Origin of the sequence: Rahnella sp. R3(2024) (assembly GCF_042920125.1) — a bacterium.
GTDB lineage: Bacteria > Pseudomonadota > Gammaproteobacteria > Enterobacterales > Enterobacteriaceae > Rahnella > Rahnella rivi.
This window is the reverse complement of record NZ_JBHGBU010000001.1, coordinates 3100395-3112806: the sequence shown is the minus strand read 5'-3', so window position 1 is coordinate 3112806 and position 12412 is coordinate 3100395. Positions and strand designations below refer to the sequence as shown.

Genomic DNA, 12412 nt, shown 5'->3' with positions numbered 1-12412 from the left:
GCGAGTTCCACTGTGCAGCCCCTCGCGCGGCAAAGAAGAACAGGAAACCCTATGCTTCCTGTTCAGGGTTCATTACTTCTTAGCACGCTCTTCCAGCATCACAACCGCTGGCAGTGCTTTCCCTTCAACGAACTCCAGGAATGCGCCACCGCCAGTGGAGATATAGGAAATTTTGTCAGCGATACCGAACAGGTCGATAGCCGCCAAGGTGTCGCCGCCGCCTGCGATAGAGAAACCTTCGCTATCAGCAATGGCCTGCGCCACAATTTCGGTTCCTCTGCGGAAGTTAGGGAACTCGAACACGCCTACAGGACCATTCCACAGAATGGTTTTAGCGTTTTTGATGATCTCAGCCAGGCGGTAAGCAGACTCGTCGCCCATGTCGAGAATTTGTTCGTCATCTTTGATGTCTTTGACAGACTTCACGGTAGCAACGGCAGTTTCAGAGAACTCAGTAGCTACACGAACATCCGTAGGAACCGGAATGTCGCAGGTTTCCAGCAGTTTGCTTGCGGTATCCACCAGGTCAGCTTCGTACAGGGATTTGCCGACGTTGTTGCCTTGTGCGGCAACGAAGGTGTTAGCGATACCACCGCCAACGATCAGCTGGTCAGCGATTTTGGACAGGGAATCCAGAACGGTCAGTTTGGTGGAGACTTTAGAACCACCAACGATAGCCACCATCGGGCGTGCCGGGTTACCCAGCGCTTTACCCAGTGCTTCCAGCTCTGCAGACAGCAGAGGGCCCGCACAGGCGATTGGAGCAAATTTGCCCACGCCGTGGGTAGAAGCTTGCGCGCGGTGCGCGGTACCGAATGCATCCATCACATAGATGTCACACAGTGCAGCATATTTTTTAGACAGTGCTTCGTCGTCTTTCTTTTCGCCTTTGTTAAAGCGAACGTTTTCCAGAACAACCAGCTCGCCTTCGGCAACTTCCACGCCATCCAGATAATCTTTCGCCAGACGAACTGGTGATTTCAGATGTTCTTTCAGGTAGTTAACAACCGGCAGCAGAGAAAACTCTTCGTTATATTCGCCTTCAGTCGGACGACCCAGATGCGAGGTAACCATCACGCGTGCGCCTTGTTTCAGGGCAATTTCGATGGTAGGTAAAGAAGCGCGGATACGTGCATCTGACGTTACTTTGCCATCTTTAACCGGCACGTTCAGATCCGCACGGATCAATACGCGCTTACCTGCTAAATCCAGATCGCTCATCTTAATAACAGACATGGTGAATCCTCTCGTTGATTCTCTTTAAAGTTGCTTGAAGGCGGTTTCGGCCAGAGAGGCCGGAACAACCGTACTAGAAACCGCTAGCGGACATTGCCAATGTTGTATCCAACATTCGGTTAGCAAAACCCCACTCGTTATCGCACCAGACCAATGTTTTTATCAGGTGCTTTCCACTTACCCGCGTTTGCGTTCCATCTACGATGGCGCTGTGGGGATCGTGGTTAAAATCTGTCGAGACTAATGGTAGTTCGGTATAGTCAACTATACCACGAAAAGCACCTGTTGCGGCCTTTTGCAGCAGCTGGTTCACCTCCGCTACCGTCACAGAACCCTCGACAAATACGCTCAGATCAATGGCTGTGACATTGATGGTCGGCACGCGCACGGAGATCGCTTCAAAGCGATCGCAGAACTTCGGCATGATGCGCGTGATCCCTGCGGCAAGCTTGGTATCCACCGGAATAATGGACTGGCTGGCAGCGCGCGTACGGCGTAAATCCGCATGGTACGCATCAATAACCGGCTGGTCATTCATGGAGGAGTGGATGGTTGTCACCGTGCCGGACTCAATGCCGTAGGCATCATCAAGCAGCTTGATCACAGGGATAATACAGTTGGTGGTGCAGGACGCATTGGAGACAATGCGGTGCTGACGTTCGAGCAACTGGTGGTTCACACCGTAAACGACGGTGGCGTCAAGATCATGACCGCCCGGATGCGCGAACAGAATTTTTTTGGCCCCGGCCGCAAGCTGGGTTTCGCCGTCTTCGCGGCTGCCGTAAACGCCGGTGCAATCAAGCACCACGTCAATGCTCAGTTCGCCCCATGGCAACTGGCTGGCATCTGGCTGATGGAAAAGACGGATAGAGTCATCGCCGACGTAAAGGTTTTCACCTTCCTGGCGGACATCCCAGGCGAAGCGCCCGTGGCTGGAGTCGTATTTGAGCAGATGGGCCATCCCTTCAGGGCTGGCAAGTTCATTGATAGCGATAACGGAGATTTCCGCCCGACGCCCGGATTCGTATAACGCGCGCAATACGCTACGGCCAATGCGACCAAAGCCATTAATTGCAATACGTATTGGCATACTTCTCCCTGTTACACGGTTGTTACTCAATATCAGTAACACCTATAGTAATGCAGCGTGCGTTTACGGTGAATCACCATCATCATCTGCCCGCACGATAGGTACAGCAGAAAAATATCGGTTTCCGACACGTTAACAGCGTGGTCACGACGTTAAGCTTAATTAGCCTGACTGAAACGGTTCAGCTGAGAATAAACCAAACCCTGTCCAAAAGGAATAATTCCCCGAATTTCGCTGTGCGAATCGCGTCAATCGCTTAAAAAAACGTCATGCAAATCCGCGTATTCACAGTGATTTTACTTTTTCATCACCTTTCGAACAGTGATTATTCTCAAAAACCGACAGATTGAAACACTTTCAGAAGGGTGCAAGTTTACCGGGGTTTGCGCCAGAAGGGTTTGACCTGTGTCATTTGGCGGGAAAACGGCGTGCCACCCATGCATTTTGACGTAAAAAAAGCACCCGAAGGTGCTTTTAAGAAATCGTTATGAGCAGAATTACTTCAACAGCGCCTGTGCCTGAGCAACGACGTTGTCTACAGTGAAACCGAACTCTTTGAACAGCAGGTCTGCCGGAGCAGATTCGCCGAAGCTGTGCATACCGATGATTGCGCCATTCAGGCCCACGTATTTGAACCAGTAGTCAGCGATACCTGCTTCAACCGCAACACGTGCAGAAACGGCTTTCGGCAAGACAGATTCACGGTAAGCCGCATCCTGTTTGTCGAAGGCATCAGTAGATGGCATGGACACAACGCGTACTTTAGTGCCCGCTGCCGCCAGCTTATCAGCCGCTTCCACGGTGATACCGACTTCAGAACCGGTCGCAATCAGGATCACTTCCGGCGTACCGTCGCAATCTTTCAGGATATAACCGCCGCGTGCCACGTTTGCCAGTTGCTCAGCGGTACGTGGTTGCTGGGTCAGGTTCTGACGGGAGAAGATCAAGGTAACCGGGCCGTCGTTACGCTCAATCGCGTATTTCCATGCCACGGCAGATTCAACCTGATCCGCCGGACGCCAGGTGCTCATGTTTGGCGTCACGCGCAGGCTGGCGATTTGTTCAACCGGCTGGTGCGTCGGGCCGTCTTCGCCCAGACCGATAGAGTCATGGGTGTAAACGAACACGTTGCGGATTTTCATCAGCGCAGCCATACGCACGGCGTTACGCGCATATTCGACAAACATCAGGAAGGTCGCAGAGTACGGCAGGAAACCGCCGTGCAGCGCGATACCGTTGGTGATGGCGGTCATACCGAATTCACGCACACCGTAATGGATGTAGTTACCCGCCTGATCGTCGCCGATAGACTTGGAACCAGACCACATAGTCAGGTTGCTAGGTGCCAGGTCAGCAGAGCCACCCAGGAATTCAGGCAACACTTTACCGAAAGCTTCCAGCGCATTCTGAGACGCTTTACGGCTGGCGATGTTGGCAGGATTAGCCTGCAACTCTTCGATAAATTTCTGCGCGTCAGCTTCCCAGTTTGCTGGCAGCTCGCCGTTCACGCGGCGTTTGAACTCTTTTGCCAGTTCAGGATGGGCTTTGGCATAGGCTGCGAATTTCTCATCCCATGCGGCTTCTTTAGCCTTACCGACTTCTTTAGCATCCCACTGCGCGTAGATATCCTGTGGAATTTCAAAGGCAGCGTATTTCCAGCCCAATGCTTCACGGGTTGCTGCCACTTCAGCAGCACCCAGCGCCGCGCCGTGCACATCATGCGTACCGGCTTTGTTCGGCGAACCGAAACCGATCACGGTTTTGCACATCAGCAGGGAAGGTTTATCGGTGACGTTGTGTGCTTCTTCGATAGCCGCTTTGATGGCATCAGGGTTGTGACCATCCACGCCACGCACGACGTGCCAGCCGTAAGCTTCGAAACGCGCTGCGGTATCATCGGTGAACCAGCCTTCAACGTGGCCATCGATGGAAATACCGTTGTCATCATAAAACGCGGTCAGTTTCCCGAGTTTCATGGTGCCGGCCAGTGAACATACTTCGTGAGAAATACCTTCCATCATGCAACCATCACCCAGGAACGCATAGGTCTGGTGGTTAACAATGTCGTGGCCTGGTTTATTGAATTGCGCAGCCAGCGTGCGTTCTGCAATGGCAAAACCGACGGCATTGGCGATGCCCTGACCCAGCGGGCCGGTCGTGGTTTCTACGCCCGCGGTGTAACCGTACTCAGGGTGGCCTGGGGTTTTGGAATGCAACTGACGGAAGTTCGCCAGTTCGCTGATTGGCAGATCATAACCTGTGAGATGCAGCAGGCTGTAAATCAGCATTGAACCGTGACCATTGGACAGCACGAAGCGGTCGCGGTCAGCCCAGTTTGGGTTGGTCGGGTTATGGTTCAGGTAGTCACGCCAGAGGACTTCGGCAATGTCAGCCATGCCCATAGGGGCGCCAGGGTGGCCGGAATTCGCTTTCTGCACGGCATCCATACTAAGTGCGCGGATTGCGTTCGCAAGCTCTTTACGAGAGGACATGTTCTACTCCAGGTCGGATTAATAAAGCAGTCAAGGAAGTCATTTTCTCAGACTCGGCATTAAATCGGCAATCTCTAATCACTCACGTGATGAAGTTCACAGAATACGCTTTTAAATCAGTGCGTTTTTTCGGACTTACACTATAGATCGGGCACTGCGAAAATCCTACCTTAACGCTATTCTTACAATGAGAGCCTGTTTCGGGCTGCATTACCTGTTTTTTTCACTTTTTCTGGGAATCTGAATTGATGAAATTTCGTCCTGTTATGTTGAGCCTGTTGGCCACCTCGCTGATGAGCGGTTGTGCGACAGTGAATACCGATACCTTAATGCAATCCGGCGCACAGGCGTATCAGGCTTATACCCTGAGCGATGCTGATGTGAAAACCCTCAGCGTCCAGTCCTGTGAAGAAATGGATAAAAAAGCGCAAATCGCGCCAGACAGCAGCGAATATGCTCAGCGCCTGAAAAAAATCTCGGCGGCACTGGGTGATAACATCAACGGCACGCCGGCCAACTACAAGGTGTACCTGACGAAAGACGTCAATGCCTGGGCGATGGCCAACGGCTGTATTCGCGTTTACAGCGGTCTGATGGACATGATGAACGATAACGAAGTTGAGGGCGTGCTCGGCCACGAAATGGGCCACGTCGCACTCGGCCACACCCGTAAAGCCATGCAGGTGGCGTACAGCGCTACCGCTGCGCGTTCCGCGATTTCCTCGCTGGGCGGCGTCAGTGCCACCCTGTCGCAATCGCAACTGGCGGATCTGGGCGAGAAATACGTTAACGCACAGTTCTCCCAGAAGCAGGAATCCGAAGCCGATGATTACTCGTTCGATCTGCTGAAAAAACGCGGCATCGATCCAACGGGTCTGGCGACCAGCTTTGAGAAACTGGCAAAACTCGATCAGGGCAGCAGTATTGGCTGGTTTGACGATCACCCTTCTTCAGAAGCCCGTGCAAAACATATTCGCGAGCGTATTGCCGCTGGCAAATAATATAAAAAAAGAGATGCATGATCAGGTGCATCTCTTTTATTACTTCATAAAATACTTTCTGAAAATTCCTTAATTTTCCAATTAAATAAAAGTACTCTGCACAGAATCTGAAAATAATTCCCTTCCGTCTGTTTTTCTCGCTTAGTGACTTTGTTTGGTTATTCTTCCTGCGCATTATTTTTATTTAACTGTCAAAGGAAGATGGATTATGAAATTTCGTATTACCTCAGTCGCATTAGGCGTGGCTTTATTATTAAGTGGCTGCCAGAACGGATCAGTCAATACAGACGCATTAATGAAGTCCGGTTCGGATGCTTATAAGGCGGCCACGCTGACCGATCAGGATGTCAGGAATATGACCGACGGCGCCTGTAAAGCCATGGATTCTGAATCAAAAATTGCTTCAACAAAAAGCAAATACACCAAACGCCTGAATAAAATCGCCAAAAATCTCGGCGACAACATCAACGGCACACCCGCGAATTATAAAGTTTACCTCACCAGCGACGTGAACGCGTGGGCAATGGCGAACGGCTGTATCCGCGTATACAGCGGGCTGATGGACATGATGACCGACGACGAAGTCGAAGGCGTACTGGGCCACGAAATGGGCCACGTTGCACTGGGCCATACCAGAAAAGCCATGCAGGTCGCCTACAGCGCCTCTGCCGCGCACAATGCTGCGGGCGCCGCCGGAGGTGTCGCCGGGCAACTTTCCAGTACCCAGCTGGCAGATCTGGGTGAGGAACTTATCAACGCGCAGTTCTCACAGAAACAGGAATCTGACGCGGATGATTATTCTTATGACTTGCTGAAAAAGCGCAACCTGCCGACAAAAGGGCTGGTAACAGCATTTGAGAAGCTGGCGAAAATGAGCGCTGGCAGTGAGAAGAGTTTATTCAGCTCACATCCGCCTTCACAGGAACGTGCCGATCATATGAAAGAGCGCATGGCTCAGGATAAATAACGCCTGTGGCAAAATGAATTGCCGCGCAGAGCGGAGTAAGCTCTGCGTTTTTTATGAGCCAAAGAATGTTCAGCCGTGGTGTAACCTGTCCGGACTCGCGGAACGGGAGATGAACAAAGGCAATAAAATAACCGGGAAGATGACTTTTTTATAAAACTCATGAATTGATTTCAATTTAAACATTCATGATAAAAATAAAAAAGGCACCAGAAAGGTGCCTATAAACGAGATGACAGCGTCTGACAATCAGCCTTTTTTAGAAGCCTGCACGTGCAGCATTTCCAGCGCCAGTGTCGCAGCGGCCAGAGCGGTGATTTCTGACTGGTCGTAAGCCGGAGCCACTTCCACGATATCCATACCCACGATATCCAGATCCAGATCTTTCAGGCCACGAACCAGTTTCAGCGCGCGATCAGAAGTCAGGCCGCCGATAACCGGTGTGCCCGTGCCCGGTGCGTGCGCCGGATCCAGACAGTCAATGTCGAAGCTCAGGTAAACCGGCAGATCGCCGACGATCTGCTTCACCTGCGCCAGAATATCATCCACGGTGCGGTCGTTAACTTGTGCAGCATCCAGAACGGTGAAGCCCAGATTTTTATCGAATTCAGTACGGATGCCGATCTGCACAGAGTGGTCAGCATCGATCAGGCCTTCGTTCGGCGCATGGAAGAACATCGTGCCGTGGTCGAATTTGCTGCCGTTAGAATAGGTGTCGGTGTGCGCATCGAAATGCACCAGCGCCATTTTGCCAAAGTGTTTGGCGTGTGCGCGCAGCAGTGGCAGGGTCACGAAGTGGTCGCCGCCGAAAGAGAGCATACGCTTGCCGGATGCCAGCACTTTTTCTGCATGCTGTTGCAGTTTGTCTGTCAGATCCTGTGCATCACCGAAGTTAAACACCAGATCACCACAGTCGATGACATTCAGACGATCGCGCAGATCGAAATCCCACGGCCAGCGCTGACCTTCCCAGGCCAGATTCACAGAAACCTGACGGATAGCCGCAGGGCCAAGGCGTGCGCCTGACCGACCAGATGTGGCCATGTCGAAAGGAATACCGGTGATGACCCAGTCAGCTTCCGCGGTGTACGGCTGGAAGTTCAGCGGAAAACGCAGAAAACCAAATGCGTTGGAAACCAGAGAGTTATCAGGCTGATTGCCTAAGGTGCTCACTAATTTGCTCATAAACAATGTCCTCTTTTAACATCGTTGTGCCGCCTGCTGCGACACAACGTGATGAAGTATAGATGAAAAAAAATCCCCATCGCGTCGTTAGCCCGACGAGAAAGGGATTTATGGAATTCATGCTGCGCAGCAAAAGACGCCCGTTGGCGCCAATTTTACCTTAATCCGGCTTAGCTTCAAGCCGGCTTACTTTCAAACCTGATGAGTGCGCACGCTTACTCGTCTTCTTCCAGATACGTGTAACCGTATAAACCGGCCTCAAACTCTTCAACAAACTGTGCCTGCAAATCGGCATCCAGATCGGTTTCTTTCACCTGATCGCGGAAACGAGCCAGCAGAACGTTCGGATCCAGCTGAACGTATTCCAGCATGTCGGCAACGGTATCGCCCTCATCGGACTGCTGCACCTCAATGCTGCCGTCAGGGAAGACGAACACGTCCACCGCGGCGGTATCACCGAACAGGTTGTGCATGTTGCCGAGAATTTCCTGATAAGCACCGACCATAAAGAAGCCCAGCACTGGCGGATTTTCCGGGTCATATGGAGGCATCGGCATGGTGGTCGCCACGCCGTCGCCATCGATGTAGTGATCGATAGTCCCGTCGGAGTCACAGGTGATGTCGAGCAGCACAGCGCGACCCACCGGCGGTTTATCCAGACCTTCCAGCGGCAGAACCGGGAACAGCTGATCGATACCCCACGCATCCGGCATTGACTGGAACAGCGAGAAGTTGACGTACAGTTTGTCCGCCATACGTTCCTGCAATTCGTCGATGATCGGACGGTGTGCACGGTTGCTCGGATCCAGCTGATCCTGAATTTTGTTGCAGATATTCAGGTAGATGTCTTCCGCCCAGGCGCGCTGCGTCAGATCCAAAATCCCGTGCGCATATTGCGAATGAACATCGTGCAGATCCATCTGGCTGTCATGCAGCCATTCACGCAGCGAGCGGCGGTTTTCCGGATCGTGCATTTCATTCCAGGTATCCCACATGCTGCTGAGCGCACGTGGCGCATCAGCTTCAGGCTGAACCGGATCTTTAAACTCGTTGCGCTCAACGCCGATGATGTTCGACACCAGCACGGTGTGATGCGCGGTGACGGCACGGCCAGACTCGGTGATGACCGTCGGATGCGGCAGGCCATGTTCATTACAGGCATCGCCGATCCCCCAGATCACGTTGTTGGCATATTCGTTCAGGCCGTAGTTCACCGAGCAGTCAGACTGCGAGCGGGTCCCTTCGTAATCCACACCCAAACCGCCGCCAACGTCGAAGCACTGAATGTTGACGCCCAGTTTGTGCAGTTCCACATAGAAACGCGCAGATTCACGCACGCCGGTGGAAATATCACGGATATTCGCCAGCTGAGAACCCAGGTGGAAGTGCAGCAGTTGCAGGCTTTCCAGACGCCCTGCGTCACGCAACATTTCAACCAGTTGCAGAACCTGAGAAGCCGCCAGACCGAATTTGGATTTCTCGCCGCCGCTGGACTGCCATTTGCCCGAACCTTGCGAAGACAGACGTGCACGCACGCCCAGACGCGGGATGACGTTCAGACGTTCAGCTTCCTCCAGCACCAGCTTAATCTCAGTCATCTTCTCGATAACCAGATACACCTTGTGGCCGAGCTTCTCGCCGATCAGCGCCAGACGAATGTATTCACGGTCTTTATAGCCGTTACAAACAATCACCGAACGGGTCATGCCCGCATGGGCCAGAACCGCCATCAGTTCAGCTTTCGAACCGGCTTCCAGACCCAGCGGTTCGCCGGATTCCACCAGAGATTCGATCACGCGGCGATGCTGGTTAACCTTGATCGGGTACACCAGGAAATAGTCACCCTCATAGCCGAACGATTCACGGGCGCGTTTAAACGCCGCGTTAATCGAACGCAGACGGTGCTGCAAAATTTGTGGGAAACAGAACAGCGCTGGCAGACGTTGGCCGTCCTGCTCGCGCATGTCTTTCACCAGTTGCGCCAAATCCACGCGTGCGGAAGGGACGTCCGGATCCGGGCAAACACTGATGTGGCCCAGTTCGTTGACGTCATAATAATTGTTACCCCAATAGGCAACGTTGTAAGTGCGCAGCATCTTGCTGGCATCACGATCGTTCACGGCAACCTCCTGCATGGAGCGCAAAGAAACGGTATCGCCCGCATGTGACGGACGGTGGGACTGGATGTCATCAGACATAGGTAAATCCTCTTTCTACACTGACAACATGGCCAGCCACTATCGCAGTAACAACAGGTGAGAACAACCCGCAAGGCTGGCTTTCAGACAGGATAAAAACCTGCGCGCCAGGGTTCGCAAACTGTTTTTCACTCATGTGATTATAGAATTCATCATTAGACTCCGTGGAACGGGTCAGAAGAAACCAATAGGAATAATGCCCCTAAGGTTGCAGGCTACGTCAGTTTTTATGGGGGAAGCGGCTGTTAACCGGCCCGATTTGGCTGAGTAGCGTCCGGATGTCGCAAACTGAGCTGTCTATAGTCAGGCTGCATAAACGCGGCCGTCCGGCGGACAGAGTGTTTATAACATCGGATTGATGACAGAAATTTTTCAGAAAGGCGTGCAGCAGCAATGAACAGTGTCTGCCGGGGATGCTGTTGAAATGTAACAATCGGTAAAAAGTGGGTCATTAACCTAACCACCTCCACACGTGCCACGCATCACCCGCGGGCATTCGAGCTGAGAAAACAGTAATTACTGGGATACGCTGGCGTCGAGAAAGTGCCGGGCGCGCGCCGTTTATACCGGCAACCTGCTGTAAATGCAAAATGAAAATGCGGCCGGGATGGTTTCAGCACGTGAATATCACTGCCATGGCGCACAAAAACGCCATCTTCATCACAAAAATGACTGGCTTTCAGAACACCTGCTATCCTAAAATAGCCGTCCAGATGTTAATCCGTCCGTAACACCCCCCGACCATTCGCATTACAGGGGATCAAGGATTGACCGTCAAACTGCTTCAAGGCTTTGCCTTATGGGGACATGCAGGACGCATTGCGACAATGGCGAGCATAGCTCCTCATCTGCCAGTCTCCCCAGTGCTATGCAGTGATATCTAACCCGTCGTATGAAGGTAAAGAACATAATGGCTAAACACCTCTTCACGTCCGAATCAGTTTCCGAAGGACATCCAGATAAAATTGCTGACCAGATTTCCGATGCCGTACTGGACGCGATTTTAGAACAAGACCCGAAAGCACGTGTTGCATGTGAAACTTATGTTAAGACCGGCATGGTCCTGGTGGGCGGTGAAATCACCACTTCCGCCTGGGTCGACGTAGAGGAAATCACCCGTCAGACCATCCGTGAAATTGGCTACGTCAATTCTCAGATGGGCTTCGATGCCAATTCCTGTGCCGTACTGAGTGCTATCGGTAAGCAATCGCCGGACATCAACCAGGGCGTTGACCGTCAGGATCCGCTGGAACAAGGCGCGGGCGACCAGGGTCTGATGTTTGGTTATGCCACCAACGAAACCGACGTGCTGATGCCAGCACCGATCACTTACGCACACCGTCTGGTGCAGCGTCAGGCTGAAGTCCGTAAATCCGGCACCTTGCCATGGCTGCGCCCTGATGCGAAAAGCCAGGTCACTTTCCAGTATGACGAAGGAAAAATTGTCGGTATCGATGCGGTTGTGCTGTCCACTCAGCACTCTGAAGACATCGCGCTGAAAGATTTGCAGGAAGCGGTGATGGAAGAAATCATCAAACCTGTTCTTCCGGCAGAATGGCTGAACGCGGGCACCAAATACCACATCAACCCGACTGGCCGTTTCGTTATCGGCGGCCCTATGGGTGACTGCGGTCTGACCGGTCGTAAAATCATCGTTGATACCTACGGCGGTATGGCCCGTCACGGTGGCGGTGCGTTCTCAGGTAAAGATCCGTCTAAAGTTGACCGTTCAGCGGCTTACGCTGCGCGTTACGTTGCGAAAAACATCGTGGCTGCGGGTCTGGCCGATCGTTGTGAAATCCAGGTGTCTTACGCCATCGGCGTGGCGGAACCGACTTCCATCATGGTGGAAACCTTCGGTACCGGTAAAATTTCCAACGAGCAACTGACCTTACTGGTGCGCGAGTTCTTCGATCTGCGTCCATACGGTCTGATCCAGATGATGGATCTGCTGCACCCGATCTACAAAGAAACCGCTGCATACGGTCACTTTGGTCGCGAACATTTCCCTTGGGAAAAAACCGACCGTGCCGCTCAGTTGCGTGACGCTGCAGGTCTGTAATCCCCTTTTCAGACAATTCTGCCTGCCTGACCCTGCCCTTGTGGCAGGGTTTTTTATTGCTCTTTTTTCGGTAAAAAGTCTGAAAAAATCATCCGCGCCTTGTTCAATGAAAACGGTTACAGATAATAATTCGTTATTAACCAATGCATTATTTCAATAGGTAAAAGTTTGAAACAGAATTTTG

8 protein-coding genes are annotated in these 12412 nt (G+C 52.3%); 3 read left to right on the top strand and 5 right to left on the bottom strand.

The window, feature by feature from the left end; genetic code table 11:
* Nucleotides 1–72: 72 nt before the first annotated feature.
* The 3 genes from pgk to tkt all read right to left on the bottom strand — a co-directional run bounded on the left by pgk (nucleotide 73) and on the right by tkt (nucleotide 4818).
* Complete coding sequence (gene pgk, locus ABSH60_RS13950) at nucleotides 73–1236, bottom strand: phosphoglycerate kinase (RefSeq protein ID WP_056773202.1); 1164 nt, start codon at nucleotides 1234–1236, stop codon at nucleotides 73–75.
* 73 nt (nucleotides 1237–1309) lie between these two features.
* A complete protein-coding gene (gene epd / locus ABSH60_RS13945; protein ID WP_122096071.1) occupies nucleotides 1310–2326 on the bottom strand; it encodes an erythrose-4-phosphate dehydrogenase in 1017 nt (338 codons plus the stop codon).
* Nucleotides 2327–2823: 497 nt separating this feature from the next.
* Nucleotides 2824–4818 carry a transketolase gene (gene tkt, locus ABSH60_RS13940; protein WP_056773212.1) on the bottom strand — a complete coding sequence of 665 codons (1995 nt, stop codon included), beginning with the start codon at nucleotides 4816–4818 and terminating at the stop codon, nucleotides 2824–2826.
* 248 nt (nucleotides 4819–5066) lie between these two features.
* Here tkt and ABSH60_RS13935 point away from each other — a divergent pair, with 248 nt between their 5' ends.
* Together ABSH60_RS13935 and ABSH60_RS13930 are read left to right on the top strand one after the other, a co-directional pair.
* The gene (locus tag ABSH60_RS13935) at nucleotides 5067–5819 is read left to right on the top strand and encodes a M48 family metallopeptidase (protein ID WP_056773215.1); all 753 of its coding nucleotides are present in this window, start codon (nucleotides 5067–5069) and stop codon (nucleotides 5817–5819) included.
* A 208-nt stretch (nucleotides 5820–6027) separates the two neighbouring features.
* Nucleotides 6028–6786, top strand: coding sequence for a M48 family metallopeptidase (locus ABSH60_RS13930; protein ID WP_136375438.1), 759 nt, complete (start codon nucleotides 6028–6030; stop codon nucleotides 6784–6786).
* A gap of 246 nt (nucleotides 6787–7032) precedes the next feature.
* Here the strand turns inward: ABSH60_RS13930 and speB are convergent, their stop codons facing one another.
* Both speB and speA read right to left on the bottom strand, forming a co-directional pair.
* A complete protein-coding gene (gene speB / locus ABSH60_RS13925; protein ID WP_056773366.1) occupies nucleotides 7033–7956 on the bottom strand; it encodes an agmatinase in 924 nt (307 codons plus the stop codon).
* Nucleotides 7957–8183: 227 nt separating this feature from the next.
* Nucleotides 8184–10166 carry a biosynthetic arginine decarboxylase gene (gene speA, locus ABSH60_RS13920; RefSeq protein ID WP_056773221.1) on the bottom strand — a complete coding sequence of 661 codons (1983 nt, stop codon included), beginning with the start codon at nucleotides 10164–10166 and terminating at the stop codon, nucleotides 8184–8186.
* 910 nt (nucleotides 10167–11076) lie between these two features.
* Here speA and metK point away from each other — a divergent pair.
* Nucleotides 11077–12228, top strand: coding sequence for a methionine adenosyltransferase (gene metK / locus ABSH60_RS13915; RefSeq protein ID WP_136375437.1), 1152 nt, complete (start codon nucleotides 11077–11079; stop codon nucleotides 12226–12228).
* Nucleotides 12229–12412: the final 184 nt, after the last annotated feature.

Excerpts from the sequence above, each read along its gene's own strand:
- epd (WP_122096071.1), bottom strand. The coding sequence starts at position 2,326 with ATGCCAATACGTATTGCAATTAATGGCTTTGGTCGCATTGGCCGTAGC.
- ABSH60_RS13930 (WP_136375438.1), top strand. The coding sequence starts at position 6,028 with ATGAAATTTCGTATTACCTCAGTCGCATTAGGCGTGGCTTTATTATTA.
- metK (WP_136375437.1), top strand. The coding sequence starts at position 11,077 with ATGGCTAAACACCTCTTCACGTCCGAATCAGTTTCCGAAGGACATCCA.
- ABSH60_RS13935 (WP_056773215.1), top strand. The coding sequence starts at position 5,067 with ATGAAATTTCGTCCTGTTATGTTGAGCCTGTTGGCCACCTCGCTGATG.
- speA (WP_056773221.1), bottom strand. The coding sequence starts at position 10,166 with ATGTCTGATGACATCCAGTCCCACCGTCCGTCACATGCGGGCGATACC.
- pgk (WP_056773202.1), bottom strand. The coding sequence starts at position 1,236 with ATGTCTGTTATTAAGATGAGCGATCTGGATTTAGCAGGTAAGCGCGTA.
- tkt (WP_056773212.1), bottom strand. The coding sequence starts at position 4,818 with ATGTCCTCTCGTAAAGAGCTTGCGAACGCAATCCGCGCACTTAGTATG.